The organism is Kosakonia sp. YIM B13571 (genome assembly GCF_042788095.1).
GTDB classification, from domain to species: domain Bacteria; phylum Pseudomonadota; class Gammaproteobacteria; order Enterobacterales; family Enterobacteriaceae; genus Kosakonia; species Kosakonia quasisacchari.
Genome location: NZ_JBHZPL010000001.1, coordinates 678,893 through 697,463 on the forward strand (window position 1 = coordinate 678,893; position 18,571 = coordinate 697,463).

Here is an 18,571-nt window from a genome sequence, read left to right on the forward strand (position 1 = left end):
GCCAGAACGTGACACTGTTCTGGCGCGAAGAGAGCTTAAATATCGATAACGTTGCGGCTGTCCTGCAATGTGGCATGTAACGATTTCAGCGACACCACAGAAGATTGCTGCGTGATGGCAACAATCGCACCTAACGATTTATCTAACAGTTCCAGATTGTTACTTTCCAGCGCCTTCTCCAGCACAGCAAACGTCTGGGTAAGCGAGGTCTGGCGCAGCGCGAAATCCTGATTTAACGCCTGCAACAACACCTCTTTCTGCGCCTGAATACGCGCAATTTGTACTTCGGTCTCCTGGGTAATTTGATGGCGAACCGTTTCCTGTTCCGCACGGTATTTTTGTAAATCACGCCAGGCATCAAAAATCTCTTTCGCCGCCGATGCCGCTTGTAACGGCGACGCTTTTGCCGCCACTTTCGAGGCGTTAAACAGTGCTTTCATATTATGCCCACCAGAATAAATAAGCTGCGTAGCCCATCAGGGCCAGAATGCCCGTTCCCACCAGACCTGAGCTGTCAAAATTAAACAGACGACCTAACGCCCCGGAAAAGCCGGTGAAACTGAACAAAAAGGCGACAAGCGAGGTGTAAGTCCACGCAATGCTGTGCAGGTAATATCCCAGACCGCCAAAAAGAAGGCACAGCACCATCCACAGCAGAAACGAAGGTTCATCATCAGCAGTTGCTTTGCGCCGCTGGCTGTCAGCCAGCCAAAAATAGAGCGCGCTCTGCTCGCCAGGGGTAAGAGAAGAGACATCGTTGACCGTTGTCAGTGGTGCATTTGCCGCAATCAGGTTTGTCACCAGCGTATTCACACGCTCCTCGGTGAAGGCCTGAGCATGGGACACCACCGTCACGGATTCCGGCGTCGGGCTATTTTGATCATCCACCAGGCGTATCGCCAGCAACTGTTTCATCGCTTTCACCAGCAGCACGGTCTGAAGCTTCAGGAAAACGACACGCTCGTGCGCAACGTTGGCTGACAGCGCCTGATCCAGCATCTGGTAACTTGTCTTCAGGCGCTGAGCAATGCCTTCAATGGTCGAGGCATACAGCGAAATATGCTGGTTAATGGCCTGCGCCACTTCGATCACCGCATTGATTTTTGCCACTTCTTTGTTGACCGCACTGCGATATTCATACGCTTCGGTCAGCTTTTTTTCCGCATTCTGGCTGTATTTCATCATCGCGAAAATGGCGACCGGTGCCAGCACAATGCCGCCCAGCACCATAGTGCCACCGGCTATGCCTGCACCGCCCGCGGAAAGCGCGCCGCCGCCAAACCAGGCCAGCGTGGCATTACTGGCGGCAGCGCCAGAAAGCGAGGCAATGGCGGTGCCGGTAGACGCTGCGCCGAACGTCGAAACCGCGCTCATTGAGCCAAGCGCGAGCGCCGCGCCGGTCGCCGTACCTTTCACGCCAGTACCAATAATTTCGGTCATTTTTACCGATTCAGTTTGCAACTGCGGCGCATCGTAGCGGGCAAAATTATCTAACACATCCTGCGAGACTTTGGTCTCCAGCCGGTTCACTTTTTGGCACTTCTCCAGTACGGACAAGGCATCAGGGATAACGTCATCCGCGTAGCGTTTCTTTTGATCGAGCAAGGTGTTGATGAGCGTTGACGATGCATTTCTGGCTTCTTCGAGCCCTTCTTCCGCCAGCCGCGCTTTAAAACGCGCATCCACCACAATCTCTTCAGCTTCTTTTTTTTGCTTGTGTGCTTTAAAAATATTCAGTCCCATCGGCAACCTCGAAAGAATCCTGTTCCGCCCAATGCATGAAACTACGTTCCAGAAAACGTTATCGGCACCGTGAGACGATCGTTAAGTGAAATTTTCTTTGCGCTCAAATGGATAATTTAGCCACCCAGATTTTTTGCCTGATTTAAGCTGTTTTACTCAACCTGACGTAGTTATATTTTTCGCTTTCAGCAGGATGCCATTTTTTATGCTGGTTTATCGCGGTTTCTGGTAAATCATGGCGCACGGAAAAAATCGTCAGTGAAGGAAGAAAATAAGTAAATACAATGGGGTGAAAGCGGCGGTCAAACCGTTGCCGGGTGTACTATATCGGTGAAAGCATTCACCGGAGTCAGTAATGAATATTATTGAAATCATCATGTCGGCGGGCAAGGTTTCCGTAGATGTTGCGTTGTATACCCTGCTGCCCATCATGGTGGTGATGCTCATCATGATGAAATACCTGGAAGAGAAAGGTGTTTTAGATGGCATCGTGCGCCTCACCTCCCCCGTGCTGAAACCTTTTGGCATCAGCGGAATGGGGATTTTCGCCCTTATCCAGCTCAACTTTGTTAGTTTCGCCGCCCCTCTCGCCGCCCTGGCGATTATGGAAAGAAGAGGCACCTCCGACCGCCATCTCGCCGCCACGCTGGCGATGTTGTTCGCGATGGGACAGGCCAACGTCTTTTATCCGCTCACGCCGTTCGGCCTGCACTGGGGCATGGCGATTGTGATTTCGCTTATCGGCGGGCTTGCCGCCTCCACGCTGACATACTATGTGTCAGGGCGAAAACTGTCTGCTGCCAGCCTGCGCGACGAAGAGGGCGAATTACACAAAGATAAACCGCGCGCGGGTTTGATTGCGGTGATTAACGGCGCAGGGGCAGATGCCATCCGTTTGTCGCTGGGTTCGCTGCCGATGCTGCTGCTGTCGTTAACGGTGGTCGGGTTATTGAAAGCCGCAGGCGTAGTGGAAGCGTTGACTACACTGCTCACGCCACTGCTGTCGTTTTTTCATATTTCCACGGTGTATGTGCTGCTGGCGTTAACCAAATGTCTGGCGGGTGGAACGGCGTATTTTGGCGTGGCGTCCGAAATGGTGCAGCACGGGCAGTTAACGGCTGAGCAAATCAACGCCTCGGCGGGCTTTCTGGTGCAGACGCTGGACTTGCCCGGTATCGGCATTTTTCTCGGTATCGCCAGCCGCTTTGTGCGCCTGTTCCGTTTTGCGCTACCGGGCGCAATTGTCGGGATACTGGTGCGTACCGTCTTGCATACGGTGATGTTTTAAGCGTACGCCGGGTGGCGAAATGCGCACCCGGCGGCCTGTTCTATTTTTTCACCGTATCTTCAAGGAAGAAGCGTCCCAGTGGGTTCTGGTAGAAGCCTTCAATATTCTTCCGGGTCACATTGCGGTATGGGCTGTAGTAGAGATCAATCCAGTTAACATCGGCTTTCGCCATTTTTTGCAGCTCAATGTACATCTGCTCGCGTTTTTTCGCGTCCATTTCGACACGCGCCGCCGCGACCAGCGCTTTCACTTTGTCATTCTTATAACGCGTCATGTAGTTCATGTTCGCGTCATGACCGAGCACAAAGGTGGTCTTCTGATCCGGGTCAAGAATGTCGTTGGTCCAGTACATCACCGAAATATCGTACTCACCGGCCACCAGCATATCCCAGCTCTGGCTCGGGTCGACTTTCTGCAAGTTCACCTTCACGCCCGCTTTCGCCAGCTGCTGTTGCAGCAAAATGGCGATTTGCTCATCTACTTCATCCCCGGCGTTAACCACATAATTCAGCGTCAAATCGCCAGCGCCCGCCGCTTTCAGCATCTGTTTCGCTTTTTCTGGATCGTAGGGGCGACGCAGATTGTCGTTGTAGTGATAGAGCGCACCGGCCGGAATATACGAATTCGCCACCTGGCCGTAACCGAAGGTCACGGTTTTGACAATCGCGTCCTTATCGATGGCAAAATCCAGCGCCTGGCGCACTTCCACTTTGCCGAGCGCGCCGTGCGAATGGTTGATAAGCAAATGATCTTCGCGGGTTGATGGATCCAGTTCCACCTTCAGGTTGCTGTCTTTTTGCAATGAGGCAATGCGCGAGAACGGCACCGTCAGCGCGGCATCCAGTTCGCCGGCCTGTACTTTTAACATGCGCGTGTTGTCATCCGGGATGGTCAGCCAGTCGACTTCATCAAGGCTGACATTTTTCGCCTGCCAGTAGTTCGGGTTCTTCACCAGCACGATTTTTTCACCGCGCACCCACTCTTTCACGCTGAACGCGCCGGAACCGACCGGTTTTTCCGCGAAGGTTTCTTCGCCTTCGGCTTTCAGCGCTTTCTCGGAAATAACCGACGCGTTCGGCAGCGCCAATTGCGACAGGAACGGTGCAGACGGTGATTTCAGCGTCACCACCAGCGTGCGCGCATCCGGCGCTTCGGCTTTATCAATAATGCTGTACGAATCACGCCAGAGCGATCCTTCATCACTACGAATGCGCAGCAGGCTGAAGGCGGCATCGCTGGCGCTTACCGGTGTGCCATCAGAAAATTTGGTATCACGAATTTTAAAGGTATAGACCTTGCCATCCGGGGAGATGGTCCAGCTTTCCGCCACGCCCGGTTCCAGTTTGGTACCGGTTTTATCGACGCGAACCAGCGGATCAAAAACGTTGGAAAAGACCCAGTTATCCGCATTCTGTGCCGATTTGATCGGATCAAAAGTGGTGCTGTCTTCCCGACGACCAATCGTCAGAACGCCAGCCGCCTGCGCCATTTCACTGACCACACTGAGCGCCAGAAAAACGCTGGCCGCCAACAACTTAACTTGCTTGTGCTTCATCAAAGGATCCCTCAGTCAAAGGAAAAACACTCTTCTCGCCTGCGTGTGTCAGCACGCAGGTCCAGGCGTGATCGGCAATCTGCCGGGTCGGGGGTAATGCGCCGGTGCGGCACTGCACCTGCGCGTAAGGGCAGCGCGGATGAAATGCGCAACCTTGTGGAATGGCAACCGGGCTCGGTGGCTCGCCCGCAAGCGTCTCCTGCGGTAACGGTTTGTCCGGATCGATTTCCGGGATAGCGGAGACCAGCGCGGCGGTATAAGGGTGGCGCGGATGGGTAAATACTGCTTCTGCGGGGCCTTCTTCGACGATCCGCCCAAGGTACATCACCGCCACCCGATCGCACAGGCGGCGCACAATCGCCAGATCGTGGGCGATAAACAGGATCGCCAGCCCCATTTTTTCGCGCAGATCCATCAACAAATTGACGATCTGCCCCTGAATAGAGACATCCAGCGCCGCCACGCACTCGTCGGCGACGATCAACCGAGGTTCGATCGCCAGCGCCCGCGCTATACCTGCCCGCTGGCACTGCCCGCCGCTCAGTTGGCCGGGCCTGGCCGCCGCGTGCTCCGGGCGTAAACCGACTAACGTCAGTAGTTCTTCAACCCGTGCGCTAACCCGGTTGCGCGGCACTTTCTGGTGTACGCGCAGCACTTCGCTGATGCTCTCACCCACCGTTTGTCTGGGGTTAAGCGAGGCGAACGGATCCTGAAAAATCATCGCCGTTTGTAGCCGCAGCCGCGCAACATCACTTTTCAAACCATGAGTAATGCGGTGCCCGTCGAAACGCACTTCGCCATCGCTTATTTTTTCGAGCTGCAACAACGCCCGCCCCAGCGTGCTTTTGCCGCTGCCGGATTCACCCACTAATCCCAGCGTTTCACCCGCGTGGATTTTGAGCGTCACCTGGTTTACCGCATGGACAACACGTTTTTTGCTGAGCAACCCGCCGGAAACCGGAAACGTGACCGAGACGTTATCCGCTTCCAGCAAAGGCCAGTTTGCCGGTGTCGACATTATCCCTCCCGCTGAGTCAGTGGCTGTAACGCGTGGTGGCACGCCGCCGCGTGCGTCAGGCTGTCGCGCGCGAACAGTATCGAAGGCTGCTGCTGGCAAGCGGTGTTCGCCTGCGGGCAACGTGGATGAAAACGGCAGCCTGCCGGGAAGCTCCCCGCCAGCGGCGGCTGCCCGTTGATGGTGACCAGACGCCCCTGCCCGCCTTCGCTGGAGGGCTGGCAATCAATCAGCCCGCGCGTGTACGGATGCAGCGGCTGCGCCAGCACTTCGCGTTTGCCGCCCACTTCGCACAAACGCCCGCCGTACATCACCGCGATGCGATCGCAAGTTTGCGCCACCACGCCGAGATCGTGGGTGATCATCACCACCGCCAGACCTAACTGCTCGCGCAGCGTGGTGAGCAAACGCAGGATCTGCATCTGCACGGTGACATCCAGCGCGGTGGTTGGCTCATCGGCAATCAGCAGCGACGGTTCCGGCGCCAGCGCCACAGCTATCATCGCGCGCTGGCGCATACCGCCTGAAAACTCGTGCGGATAGTTGTTAATGCGGTTTTGCGGATCGGGAATACCCACCTGGCGCAGTAGCTCTTTGGCATCCTCTTTTGCCTGCCGACGGTTAACGCCGAAATGCAGGCGACGGCTTTCGGCAATCTGCTCGCCAATGGTCATCACCGGGTTTAAATGGCTGGCCGGGTTCTGGAAAATCATGCCAATCTCCCGCCCGCGCACCGCCGACATCTGCGCTTCGCTAAGCGTTAACAGATCGCGCCCGCCAAACCACACTTCTCCGCCACTAATCGTCAACCCCTCGCCCGGTAACAGACGCATTAACGCCCGGCAGGTCACGGTTTTTCCGGAACCACTCTCACCCACCAGCCCCAGCATCTCCCCGGCCTGTAGCCGGAAAGAGACCTTATCCACCAGCGCGCAATTGTCCCCACGGGAAATGGTCAGTTGCGAGACGTTTAGTAAAGTCATACGCGCGCTCCCAGTTTGTCGCCAAGGCCATCCGCCAACAGGCTGAATCCCATCGCCAGCAGAACTATCGCCAGCCCCGGAAAAGTGGTTATCCACCAGGCGGTGGTGATAAAACTCTGCCCTTCTGCCACCATCACGCCCCACTCAGCCGTCGGCGGTTGTACGCCGAGGCCGAGGTAGCTCACCGCCGCGCCGTTTAACAGCACCAGCACACAATCCGACATGGAAAACACCAGCGCGCCGGTCATGGCGTTAGGCAACAAGTGGCGAAACAGAATGCGGGCATGACCATAGCCGAGGCTGCGCGCCGCCAGCACAAAATCACGCTGCTTGAGAGTTAACACCTGAGCACGCACCAGCCGGGCGTAAGAGACCCAGCCAACCATCGCCATCGCGATGTAAAAGCTGCCAAGCCCCGGCCCAAGAATGGCGATAATCGCCAGCATCAACACCAGAAACGGGAACGCCAGCACGATATCGATAGTGCGCATAATTAGCGCATCAACCGCACCGCCCAGGTAACCCGACAGCGCGCCGAGCGTGGTGCCGAGCAGAAAGGGGAAGATAACGCCCAGCAGGCAGATTTGCAGATCCACCCGCGCGCCCCACAGCACGCGTGAGAAGATGTCGCGCCCGAAGTTATCCGTGCCAAACAGATGTGTGCTTCCCGGCGGCAGTAAGCTGACTGTCGAATCCTGCATGATGGGGTCAAACGGTGCCAGCCACGGGGCAAACAGCGCGACGCACAGCCACATCCCCACAATCAATAACCCCGCGTTAAGGGCATGCTGCTGCGGAATGGCCCGGCGGCGCAATACGGTCAGTACGCTGATTGCGCTCATAGTTTTACCCTCGGATCCAGCGCCACCGTTATCACGTCGGCCAGTAAGTTGACGACGACCGTGGCAAGGGCAAACACCATTACCACGCCCTGCACTACCATGTAGTCCCGGCTGAAAATCGCTTTTACCAGCAACTGCCCCAGCCCCGGAATGGCAAACACGCTCTCGATCACCACCGTGCTGCCAATCAGCCAGCCGATATTCACCGCCAGCAGGTTCAGCGTTGGCACCAGAGAGTTAGGTAATACGTGACGCCAGAAGATGCGGTTTTCCGGCTGCCCGCGCGCTCTGGCGGCCATCACGTAATCGCTGCTCATCTCCATCAGCAGGCTGGCGCGCAGGTTGCGGATCAACACCGCCGACAGCGCCAACGCAACCGTCAGACACGGCAGCACCATGTGGTGCAACTGCTCGGTAAAATCACTGCCATAACCGGAAACCGGGAACCAACCCAGCACCACGCTAAAAACAATGATCATCATGATGCCCAGCCAGAAGGCGGGGAAACCGAGCCCGGCAGTGGTGAACAGGCGAATAAGTTGGTCGGCGATGCGCCCGCGTTGACGCGCTGCCAGCGCTGCCAACGGCACAGTAAAGATAACGGCCAGCAGCACGCTCCCCAGCACCAGCCACAAGGTAGGTTCGAGACGGGAGTTAATCAGCTTTAGGGTATCGATGCGGTAGACGATCGATTTTCCTAACTCGCCCTGCACCAGATTGCGCAGAAAGTAGCCATACTGTACCCACAAAGGTTCATCCAGCCCGAACTGCGCACGGATCCGCGCCAATGCCGCTGGCGTACTGCGCACACCAAGCAGGATGCGCGCCGGATCGCCGGGGATCGCGCGCACCATCGCAAAGGTGATGATGCTTATTCCCAACAGTACCGGCAGTAGCTGCAGTGGTCGGAATAACAAAAAACGGTAACGGTGCATCAGCATTCTCCTGTGGTGCACGCAGTGTCATGAGGTTAAAAAACCGCCCCGCGATGGTGCACCACTCCCCTGGTTATCTGCGCCCGGCCTTGTTCGTCGGGCGTTTTCTTTACGCTAGCGGCATCAATGGAGGCTGGGTAGTTAGCAAAAATACTAGTTTTGCCCCTCCCGCATGACGGCACCGGAATTGCATGCCTTCATCAATCCGCGGGAGAAGTCTGCACAAAGCGTGCCTGTGACGTGGCACCGTCGACCATGAGGGGGAATGATGCGAATTAACATTGAAAACCCTGCTGCTGCCAATGCCAGCAGGCTTGAAGAGGCATTTTCCGGGCTATTTACCCAGACGCAGGCGCTGGGTTTTGATGCGGTGATTTATGACTACACGCCGGTTCCGCGCTCACTGGAAGGGACGCTTATCACACCGTCGCTGCTGGAGATGCGTAACGTGCCGGAAGATATGCGCCGCTTGTGGTGCGAGCGCGGCTACTACCAGGTCGACCCGGTGCAACATTTTGCGCTGGAGAGTTGTGCGCCGTTTGTCTGGTCTTATCAACGCCCGGACAGCGGCGCACTGTATGGCAGGCTGGATGACAACGCCCAGGAAGTGACGCATTACATGCGTGACCACAATATGCCTTGCGGCGCAACGGTGCCGCTGCATTTGCAACATGGCGGGTTTGTCACCCTCACCGGCATTGTCGCCAGCCAACAACAAGCGCGGGATATCAGCGAGACGCTGGCACAATTAACGTTTATCGTCCACCGTTTTCAGGAATCCGCCTTTCCGCTATTCGACGCGTCGTTGCTCACTTGCCGCCATGTCAAATTGAGCAACCGCGAACGCGAATGCCTGGCGTGGTCGGCTGAAGGATTAACGGCGAAAGAGATTGCCCGCAAGCTGCACCGTTCGGTGGCAACCGTAACGTTGCATCTGAATACAGCGGCGAAAAAACTCGGCGCGACCAACCGCGTGCAGGCGGTGGTGCGGGCGCTGCACTACCGCTTGCTCGACAGCTAAATAACTAGCAATTTTGCTAGTGTTCAGCGCTGCCTTTGGCGTTCTAACCTGAAAGCCAGTTCACTTAACAGGGTAGACGTCAACTATGTACACCATACGTGAAGGCTACGTTCCCTTCCGGGAGTATCAGACCTGGTTTCGCATCTGCGGCGATCTGCAAAACGGGCAGACGCCGCTGGTGGTGGCCCATGGCGGTCCCGGCTGCACCCACGACTACGTTGATGCGTTCAAAGATATCGCTGAAACCGGGCGTGCGGTGATCCACTACGATCAATTAGGTAATGGGCGTTCAACCCATCTGCCGGATAAAAGCTCCGATTTCTGGCAACCGGGGCTTTTTCTTGATGAGCTGAACCATCTGCTGCAAGCATTAGAAATCGCCGACGACTACGCGCTGCTCGGCCAATCCTGGGGCGGTATGCTGGCGGCTGAACACGCAGTGACACAACCGCAGGGGCTAAAAGCGATGGTGATCGCCAACTCACCCGCATCGATGGCGCTGTGGCTGGAGGGTGCGGCGAAGCTGCGGGCGCAATTGCCCCCGGATGTGCAGGACACGTTGTTAACTCACGAGGCAGCGGGCACAGTGGATAGCGCAGAGTACAAAGCGGCAAGCCAGGTATTTTATCAACGCCATGTGTGTCGGCTCTACCCGTGGCCTGCAGAAGTGCAACGCACGTTTGACGCTATGGAGGCCGATCCTACCGTTTACCACGCCATGAATGGCCCCACCGAATTCCACGTTATTGGCAGCATGAAAAACTGGACAATTATCGACCGGTTAAAGCAAGTGCGCGTGCCGACGCTGTTAATTTCCGGGCGTTACGACGAAGCGACGCCGGAAGTGGTGCAACCCTTCAAAGACCATATTACCGGAGCGCAGTGGGTAATTTTTGAATCCTCAAGCCACATGCCCCATGTCGAAGAGCGGCCGCTGTGCATGAAGACCGTCAGCGACTTTTTACTGGCCACATGCTAAGGCTGTTTGCCCGCACCAGGTTGTGTTGTGAAGCGCCGGCCAGGCGCTTTTTTTATGCGCGCATTGCGGTGTAGAGCGAACAAAGCGCCTGCAAACTTTTGGTGCCGGTGCGCTTCATTAAACCGTTGCGCTGCACACTGACGGTAGTCGGGCTGACACCGCGAATGCGGGCGATATCCTCCACCGAATATCCACGCAGCAGCAGGCGCATAATTTGCTGTTCGGCGCTGGTGAATTTAAATGCGCCGTGGTTGTAACCTGGCTGCTGATTCTGTGCAGATAACAGACTCATCACTTCCAGCGCCTGGCGCAGCTCTTCGACGCGTAACCTTTCGGCCAGACATAATTTCACAAGGCCGGGAAAAAGCAGCGACAGCGAGTCAAAGTGACGTTCTGAAGAGATGAAAATAGAGTAGTGCGCGGGCGGACGGGAGAAAAACAGCGAGTACATTTCCACAATGTCCATTCCCGTGGTGACATATATTGTGGGTCCACCATTGCAAAAACGGCTGCCTTTTTCCCTGCTAAGTTGTCTGAGTATTTTCTCAATACCATAAATGAAAAGGCGATCCTTCCCGTAGATAGTCATGTAGGTACTCCAGAGGGTAATGTTTTATTATTTTCCTCTCCGTTAACGGAGGCATGGTCTTTTTTCCTGAATGTGCGGGATGTGTTCAGTCAGATCAAGCGTGATTCTGGCTCGTTTAATGTCTGTTTAGTTTGCAACAACATAAATCACCCTGATTTTCCTTTCTGTACTCTCCCTGATTTGCCCAGTGTATTGCATTTTGTGTCAAATGTTCGTCTTTTATTCCAGGAATAAATTTATTCAGCTATTTATTTACTACTACAAACCATACAAAAACACATACATACACCTATGTATGCAATCAATTTAATTTACTGATTTTAAATGATTTATTATCATTAGGATTATCTTTATAACCGGCTAAAGAATAATTTTTATTCTACTTTTAAATGTTCGATCTCAGTCTCAAAACATCATTTCAAATTGTGTAAAAGTCCGTTCCAGTTGATAGGATAAAGATATCTTGATGCAGACAAAACCGTATTTTGTGTGGTGAATCCCCCTAAGCGGAGGGGTCATGCTGATATGAGGTCATTCTCAATAAAGTTTCATTTTTATGGACGGATTGGGGAGATCGGCACCCAATTCACCGGGAGGCACCCGGCACCACACGCCACTTTAAAAGTAGCATTAACGTTGCTGTCGCTATCAATAATGACGACAACGAAACTATATTTGGCATAATTATTATGCTTGCTAATTATATGAACTTGCAATGAGAGCGAATTAACCATTCCTCTTTGAATTAAAACTATCTGCATTTTTCGCAGAGAACATCTTGTACCTTTTGACTATAAATAATAGGGGATATTATGTTGCGCACTTTGTTATTAGTTACTGTACCTTTTATCAGTATTGCCGCCCAAGCGGTAACATTTGATTATCGCCATGAATTAAATGATAGTGGCGGTAATAACCACAAAGATCGTTTATTAATGTCGCACCGTTTTGCTAACGGCTTTGGTTTATCGCTGGAAGGCAAATGGAAAGGTTCGCAAAATAAAGATAAGGCATATCACGAGACGGTGAGTAATGGTACCGAAGTGGTGGCCAGCTATGTTTATAAAATTAACCCCACCTTCCAGATTGAGCCAGGTTTCTCACTCGACAGTAGCTCCACGGCGAACAACTATCGCCCGTACCTGCGCGGCAAAGTGAACTTTAGCAATGATGTTGGCGCAACGCTGCGCTACCGCCCCTATTTCAAACGTAACTCCAACAACATCGGCACGGCAAAAGACACCAGCGAAAACGGCTATAACCTGACCGCCGCAGTGTCGTGGAAAATTTTCGGTGATTACCAACTCGATTACGAACTGGATTACAAACACGCCACGTCCGCCGGCGTGCTGATTGCAGATAATGAAAACTACGACTGGACGCACGATCTCAAACTGACATACAAACTTGATAAAAACTGGTCGCCATATATTGCCGTGGGCAACGTTTCCGGTAGCAAATATACCGATGAGCGTCAGACTCGTTATCGTGTCGGTGTGAAATATAATTTCTAATAAATAATTGCAGGGTAGCAAACATAAATAAGGGTTTCGGTAGAAATCCTTATTTTTATCTAAGAGGCGAATAATGAAACTGTCAAAAATAGCACTGGCGGTCAGTCTTCTCGGTATCTTCTCCTGCACGGCATTTGCGCAGGAGAGTGCACGATTAAGCAGCGTCAAAGCGTTTGCCGATACGGTCATCGATAAAGCCGGTGACAAACATCACAGCAATGTGCCGCTGCTGGCGGATGGCGTTGATCCACGCACTGGTAAGCAGATGGAGTGGGTCTTTCCGGATGGAAAAACGGCGGTGCTGTCGAACTTCTCCGCGCAGCAGAATCTGATGCGCGTGCTGGTTGGCCTGAGCAACCTGACGGGTGACGCGAAGTATAAAAAACGGGCGGAAGATAATGTCCGTTACTACTTCCAGCACTACCAGGACAAAAGCGGGCTGCTGTTATGGGGCGGGCACCGTTTTATCGATCTGAAAACGCTCGAGCCGCAAGGGCCAAGCGAAAAAGAGATGGTCCATGAACTGAAAAATGCCTACCCCTACTACGACCTGATGTTTGCCGTGGACAAACCGGCAACCGCACGCTTTATCCGCGCGTTCTGGAACGCTCATGTTTACGACTGGAAAATTCTAGAAACCAGTCGCCATGGCGAATATGGCAAAGAGATGGGCAAACTATGGGCCAGCCACTTTGAACAGCAACCGCCGTTCTTCGCCACCAAAGGGCTGAGTTTTCTTAATGCTGGCAACGATTTAATTTATTCTGCTTCGCTACTTTATCAATACGATGGCGAGAAAGGCGCGCTTACCTGGGCGAAGCGGTTGGCGGAACAGTATGTATTGCCACGCGATAAAAAGACCGGGTTGGGTGTTTATCAGTTTACGCAAGCGCTGAAACGCGCCGAAACCACCGACGACACCGATACCAACTCAAAGTATGGCGACCGTGCGCAGCGCCAGTTTGGCCCGGAATTTGGCGCCGACGCGCTGGAAGGCAACATGATGCTGAAAGGCCGCACCAGCACGCTCTACTCCGAAAACGCCCTGATGCAGTTAGCGCTGGCAAAATCGCTGGGTGCCGATGGCAACGACATCAAAAAGTGGACGCTTGATGGCCTGAAAGCCTTTGCGCATTACGCCTATGATGAGAAAACCAACACCTTCCGCCCGATGCTGGCAAACGGCACCGACTTGTCGAACTACACGCTGCCGCGCGACGGTTATTACGGCAAGAAAGGCACGGTGTTAAAGCCTTATCCGGCGGGGAATGAATTCCTGCTCTCTTATGCCCGCGCCTGGACACTGGCACCGGATGCCGAGATGTGGAAAGTGGCGCGCGGCATTGCCAAAGGCCAGGGGCTGGGTGATATCGGTGAACCGGGCGGTAAAAACAGCAAGCTGGATTTGAACACCAAAAACAGCGAGCCCTATGCCATCTTTGCGCTGATCGATCTGTGGCAATCCACCGGCGACAAAGGCTATCTGACGCTGGCCGATAAGGTGGCAGACAATATTCTGGCGACGAAACGGCTGAATAACTTCTTTGTTGATGATCCGCAGTACATTTATGCCAATGTCGACAATATCGCGCCTTATGCATTGCTGGCGCTGGAAGCGGCCATGCGCGGCAAACTGGATGCGGTCGCGCCATTCATCAACGGCGCAGGCTTTACCGAAGGCGCGTATCTGCTGGCAGATGGGACCGTACGCTACTCCACCCGCGATGATGAGTTGTTCATGCTCAAACCGGGTGAGCAGTTGAAACCTAACGGTAAAAAGTGATCCCCTCACCTCTCACGGCGCGCCCGTGAGAGGTTTTCATCCGCATCCTTTTTCCCTTCACATGGTATTCTGGCGGCGATCATGACGCCTTTACAGGAATACCCGATGCGATTCGCTTTGAGCTTACTTTTCGCGTTATACCTTCCCTTCGTCAGCGCCACGGATGCGCAGAAAAGTGTCGCGGCTTTTTATCATTACTATTTGCATGCGTTCGATACCACTCCCCCGCCAGAGATGGTACAAAAACCCGAGATGCGGGCCTGGGTGATGGAAAAATTGTTGACGCGCATTGCCACAGTGTATGAGATGCCCGAACAGGAGTTTCTCGACGCGGATTATTTCACCTATACCCAGGATTACTCCCCGGATTGGATCCCCCGGCTGAAAACCACACCGGCGAAAACCAACGGCAACAGCCAGGTGGTCGATGTCTGGCTCGGTGTAGAAGAGAATAAATCACAACATTTGCAGGTCTGGACGCGTAAGGAAACAGGCGTCTGGAAGATCTGGCGCGTGGTCAATATCACCGATAATTACGAACAAAAACTTTATTAATCACAGCGATGCCGGATATATTCCTCCGGCATTTCCCTCGTTTATTATTAGCATGCAATTTTATTTCCCACTGATTAAATAAGATAGCGACCTTATTATCCGGCCACTAAGAAATAACCATCAAATTGAATTTAATAACACTTAACTCAAATCAAAATATCGGTAGACGATCAAAATAACCTTTTCAAGTTATTGGTGAAAAATAATGGATGTTTATTATTTATTGAGATAACTTATGTGATCGAAGTCCAGGAATAATATTCTACACTCTGATTAATTATATTTAAGTTGATTGATATCAACATCCATAAAATAGAACATCTTTTCAAAAAGTTAAAAGACCGTTTTATTAACGCCAATCGCGTTCTGGTCAAAATGTCATGGAGGGTGAAATAGCCAGAGAGCTGGGCCAATGCCAACCTGAAGGGTAATTTCTATTACCGGGGACACATCATGAAAATACTTCGCGACATAACGATCCGCAAAATGCTGCTCATCATTTTAACGCTTTTCAGCATTATTTGGGGACTGGCAACCGTCCTGACATTTCACAACTTTTCGACCATTGACCAATTACTGTCGCAAAACGCCGGGCAAAAAAATGTCTACGCCTTGTTGGTGAAAGGAAATGATCAATATTTCCGCACCGTAACCCGCATGCTGCGCGCCATGGATTACCAGCAAACCGGCGATGATGAAAATGCGAATAAGACATTCGCCTCCGCTGAAAAAGCACTGGCCATTACCCAGGATATGCTGGCGAAGTTTCGCGCCAGCCAGCACCCAGGTGTCGATAGTGAAACCGTTGCCGCAATGATCCGCGACTGGGACGCCCTGCTCAACAACGGCATTGTACCAATGCTGAATGCAGCCAAAAATAAACAGCCGGATACCTTTCGCGACTTATTTCGTAAAACCTATCCGCCGCTGAGCGTACAGTTTGGCGCAACGGCGGAAAAATACACGCAAGCGATCCAGTCCAACGATTTACTGGATCAAACACAGGAACAGGTGATCTTTAATAAATACGTGCTCGCTGCCGCCTTAATTGCCGGTATCCTCACGCTGCTTCTCACCGACCGCTACCTGGTGAATTTCCTGGTCAAACCGCTGCGCATGATCCAAAAACACATGGAAACCATGGCCGCCGGTAAACTGAGTAACGAATTGCACGAATTTGGCCGTAACTGCCCCGGACAACTGATTCCCTTCATTCGCACCATGCAAGAGAGCCTGAGAACCACGGTGGAAACTATTCAGGATAGTTCGACCAGTATTTACCGCAGCACGAATGAAATCAGAGAAGGCAACGAGGAGCTCTCCGGGCGTACCGATCAGCAAGCGGCCGCGCTGCAACAGACCGCCGCCAGCATGGAAGAGCTCACCTCAACCGTGCGTAACAACGCGGAGAACGTGCGCGAAGCCCGTAAACTGACGGAAAACGCTCAGCAGACCGCGCAAAAAGGTGGCGAAATCACCGCGACCGTGGTGAAAACCATGCACGGGATTTCCGAAAGCTCGCAGAAAATTGCTGATATTACCAACGTGATCAACAGCATTTCGTTCCAGACCAATTTGCTGGCACTGAACGCGGCGGTTGAAGCGGCACGTGCCGGGGAGCAAGGCCGTGGATTTGCCGTGGTAGCCAGTGAAGTCCGTGCGTTGGCAAGCCGCAGCGCACAGGCGGCAAAAGAGATCGAAACGCTGATTCATGAATCCGTCTCCCGCGTTAGAACCGGGGCCGAACAGGTTCAGGAAGCCGGTGGCGCAATGGCGGTAATTATCAACTCGATCGAACATGTGAATAAATTAATGACGGAGATTTCCGTCGCCTCCGATGAACAAAGCCGTGGTATCGACCAGATTGGCCAGGCAATGACCGAAATGGACGGCGTAACACAGCAAAACGCCGTGCTGGTGCAGGAAGCGAAAGCTAACGCTGTCTCGCTGGAAAAAGAGGCTGAACGCCTGAACAAAACCATCGCCATGTTTGATTCTGGCATGAAAGAGAACCGCCGGGGTGCGCAGCCGGGCAGAAGCACGGTACGTCAATCGCCGCAGCTGGCGCTGGCATCCACATCAACAGGTGAAAGCCGCGATAACTGGCAATCCTTCTGAGTCCATTTCTGCTCTTTCACCACGCCCGAAGCTTCGCGCTTCGGGCTTTTTTATTTGTATTACAATCACCTATCATGCTTATTACGCTGTGATTTTGATAAATGGCGGAAATATATCGGTGTGCTAAATTTCTCTGTAGACAAATACGGGAGGGATAACGCATGAAGTTCAATGATGAGCACACGGGACTCATTGGATTAGCCATCGGCGCGGCCGTGATCGGCCTCGTTTCAGAACGCAAAGCCATCAGCCGTGACAGCATCGTGCAGGAGATTGAACGGCAAGGCAGAAGCAGGGGCGATGGCGTAGAAGATGACGTATTCCTCGAGGCGGCAGAGTTGGTTCGTAAAGGGGTGTAGCGCACCAACAACGGTGAGCCTGACGGAATGGCAAGCTCACCGATTCATGCTTTATTTAACCGTTCCTTTCACTCCGTGCGGTTCGGCACGGCGGTATTGCGGCGCGATATGTACCGCGCCGTGCAAAGCGGCGGCGGCGTGCCACGGCCAGCGTGGATCGTAGAGCGCGCCTCTTGCCAGCGCGATAAGATCGGCCTCTCCTTGCTGCAAAATATCTTCTGCATGCTGTGGTTCGGTAATCAACCCCACGGCGATAACCGGCATACGGGTCTGCTGGCGCAACGCGTTGGCAAACGGCACCTGATAACCCGCCGTCACCTTAATGCTTTGCAACGGTGAAAGCCCACCGCTGGAGACGTGAACATACGCGCCGCCCAGGGCTTCAATTTTTTTCGTCAGCACCACCGATTGTTCCAGATCCCATCCGCCTTCTACCCAGTCAGTCGCCGAAATGCGAATGCCTACGGCAACGGAAGCCGGTACCGCTTCACGCACGGCGCGAAATACCTCTTGTGTGAAACGAAGGCGATTTTCAAGGCTGCCGCCATATTCATCGCTGCGCTGGTTGGAAAGCGGCGAGAGAAACTGATGCAGCAAATAACCGTGCGCCGCGTGGATTTCAATCACCTCGATACCCAACGCCACCGCACGCAAGGCGCTGGCGACAAACGCTTGTTTAACCCGTGCCAAATCTTGTTCCGTCATTTCAAGCGGCGGGCGTTCTGCTGGATCGTGCGCCAGCGCGGAAGCAGAGATCGTTTGCCAGCCGCCCTCTTGCGGCGAAAGCTGTTTTCCGCCCAGCCACGGCGCGCTGACCGACGCCTTACGCCCGGCGTGACCAAGCTGGATGCCGATTTTCACCGGCGAGTACTGGCGAATATCGTCCAGCACCACGCGCAGCGCCTGCTCAGTTTCGTCATCCCACAGGCCGAGATCCTGCGGCGAAATTCGCCCTTGCGGCTCAACGGCGGTGGCTTCGATGATCAGCAGCCCGGCACCGGAGAGCGCCAGGTTACCTAAATGGATCCGATGCCAGGCGGTCGCTTTCCCTTCCTCGGCAGAATACTGGCACATCGGGGCGATAACGATGCGGTTATCCAGCGCAACGTCACCAATATTAACTTCTGTGAATAATTTGCTCATATCTCATCCTTTTCCGGTTTCGCAAATGGCGCTCCCGGACGGCAACAGTGTGAATGGTTTGCATGACTTTCAGCCAATTTTCCGGGCTTGTCTTTGGCGGCACGTGCCCTTTTCACGGCATTTACCTTTGATAACACAATGAAATGACT

17 protein-coding genes are annotated in these 18,571 nt (G+C 53.5%); 8 read left to right on the forward strand and 9 right to left on the reverse strand.

What is annotated here, in order from left to right:
• Positions 1–35 precede the first annotated feature (35 nt).
• Entirely contained in the window at positions 36–440 is a 405-nt protein-coding gene (locus tag ACFX4O_RS03255; protein WP_131406149.1) for a hypothetical protein, read from the reverse strand.
• Position 441: 1 nt separating this feature from the next.
• Positions 442–1,743 carry a hypothetical protein gene (locus tag ACFX4O_RS03260; RefSeq protein WP_380207234.1) on the reverse strand — a complete coding sequence of 434 codons (1,302 nt, stop codon included), beginning with the start codon at positions 1,741–1,743 and terminating at the stop codon, positions 442–444.
• A gap of 355 nt (positions 1,744–2,098) precedes the next feature.
• Here ACFX4O_RS03260 and ACFX4O_RS03265 point away from each other — a divergent pair, with 355 nt between their 5' ends.
• Complete coding sequence (locus ACFX4O_RS03265; protein ID WP_305736849.1) at positions 2,099–3,031, forward strand: nucleoside recognition domain-containing protein; 933 nt, start codon at positions 2,099–2,101, stop codon at positions 3,029–3,031.
• Between the two features lie 40 nt (positions 3,032–3,071).
• Here the strand turns inward: ACFX4O_RS03265 and ACFX4O_RS03270 are convergent, their stop codons facing one another.
• From ACFX4O_RS03270 to ACFX4O_RS03290, 5 genes are read right to left on the reverse strand one after another with little or no spacing between them, the layout of a single operon-like run.
• Entirely contained in the window at positions 3,072–4,586 is a 1,515-nt protein-coding gene (locus ACFX4O_RS03270; protein ID WP_131406146.1) for an ABC transporter substrate-binding protein, read from the reverse strand.
• Entirely contained in the window at positions 4,567–5,604 is a 1,038-nt protein-coding gene (locus tag ACFX4O_RS03275; RefSeq protein WP_380207237.1) for an ABC transporter ATP-binding protein, read from the reverse strand. The genes ACFX4O_RS03270 and ACFX4O_RS03275 overlap by 20 nt, the downstream gene beginning before the upstream one ends.
• A complete protein-coding gene (locus tag ACFX4O_RS03280) occupies positions 5,604–6,584 on the reverse strand; it encodes an ABC transporter ATP-binding protein (protein ID WP_380207239.1) in 981 nt (326 codons plus the stop codon). The genes ACFX4O_RS03275 and ACFX4O_RS03280 overlap by 1 nt, the downstream gene beginning before the upstream one ends.
• Positions 6,581–7,426, reverse strand: a complete 846-nt coding sequence (locus ACFX4O_RS03285; protein WP_131406143.1) for an ABC transporter permease — start codon at positions 7,424–7,426, stop codon at positions 6,581–6,583. The genes ACFX4O_RS03280 and ACFX4O_RS03285 overlap by 4 nt, the downstream gene beginning before the upstream one ends.
• Complete coding sequence (locus ACFX4O_RS03290) at positions 7,423–8,361, reverse strand: ABC transporter permease (protein WP_131406142.1); 939 nt, start codon at positions 8,359–8,361, stop codon at positions 7,423–7,425. Before ACFX4O_RS03290 ends, ACFX4O_RS03285 begins: the two co-directional genes overlap by 4 nt.
• 265 nt (positions 8,362–8,626) lie before the next feature.
• Here ACFX4O_RS03290 and ACFX4O_RS03295 point away from each other — a divergent pair, with 265 nt between their 5' ends.
• Together ACFX4O_RS03295 and ACFX4O_RS03300 are read left to right on the forward strand one after the other, a co-directional pair.
• Positions 8,627–9,382, forward strand: a complete 756-nt coding sequence (locus tag ACFX4O_RS03295) for an autoinducer binding domain-containing protein (RefSeq protein ID WP_380207241.1) — start codon at positions 8,627–8,629, stop codon at positions 9,380–9,382.
• Positions 9,383–9,467: 85 nt separating this feature from the next.
• Entirely contained in the window at positions 9,468–10,361 is an 894-nt protein-coding gene (locus ACFX4O_RS03300; protein WP_380207243.1) for a proline iminopeptidase-family hydrolase, read from the forward strand.
• Between the two features lie 52 nt (positions 10,362–10,413).
• Here ACFX4O_RS03300 and ACFX4O_RS03305 read toward each other — a convergent pair whose 3' ends face one another.
• The gene (locus ACFX4O_RS03305; protein WP_380207245.1) at positions 10,414–10,950 is read right to left on the reverse strand and encodes a helix-turn-helix transcriptional regulator; all 537 of its coding nucleotides are present in this window, start codon (positions 10,948–10,950) and stop codon (positions 10,414–10,416) included.
• An 812-nt stretch (positions 10,951–11,762) separates the two neighbouring features.
• Here ACFX4O_RS03305 and ACFX4O_RS03310 point away from each other — a divergent pair.
• The 5 genes from ACFX4O_RS03310 to ACFX4O_RS03330 all read left to right on the forward strand — a co-directional run bounded on the left by ACFX4O_RS03310 (position 11,763) and on the right by ACFX4O_RS03330 (position 17,279).
• On the forward strand, positions 11,763–12,464 hold the full coding sequence (locus ACFX4O_RS03310; protein ID WP_340224044.1) for an oligogalacturonate-specific porin KdgM family protein: 702 nt from the start codon (positions 11,763–11,765) through the stop codon (positions 12,462–12,464).
• Between the two features lie 73 nt (positions 12,465–12,537).
• Positions 12,538–14,247 carry a pectate lyase gene (locus ACFX4O_RS03315; protein ID WP_380207247.1) on the forward strand — a complete coding sequence of 570 codons (1,710 nt, stop codon included), beginning with the start codon at positions 12,538–12,540 and terminating at the stop codon, positions 14,245–14,247.
• Positions 14,248–14,352: 105 nt separating this feature from the next.
• The gene (locus ACFX4O_RS03320; protein ID WP_380207249.1) at positions 14,353–14,802 is read left to right on the forward strand and encodes a DUF3828 domain-containing protein; all 450 of its coding nucleotides are present in this window, start codon (positions 14,353–14,355) and stop codon (positions 14,800–14,802) included.
• A 453-nt stretch (positions 14,803–15,255) separates the two neighbouring features.
• Positions 15,256–16,920: a methyl-accepting chemotaxis protein gene (locus ACFX4O_RS03325; RefSeq protein ID WP_380207251.1), complete on the forward strand. Its 1,665-nt coding sequence runs from the start codon at positions 15,256–15,258 to the stop codon at positions 16,918–16,920.
• A 161-nt stretch (positions 16,921–17,081) separates the two neighbouring features.
• A complete protein-coding gene (locus ACFX4O_RS03330) occupies positions 17,082–17,279 on the forward strand; it encodes a hypothetical protein (protein WP_380207253.1) in 198 nt (65 codons plus the stop codon).
• Between the two features lie 51 nt (positions 17,280–17,330).
• On the opposite strand, the gene ACFX4O_RS03335 is transcribed toward ACFX4O_RS03330, so the two are convergent.
• Positions 17,331–18,422 carry an NADH:flavin oxidoreductase/NADH oxidase gene (locus ACFX4O_RS03335; RefSeq protein ID WP_380207255.1) on the reverse strand — a complete coding sequence of 364 codons (1,092 nt, stop codon included), beginning with the start codon at positions 18,420–18,422 and terminating at the stop codon, positions 17,331–17,333.
• Positions 18,423–18,571 lie beyond the last annotated feature (149 nt).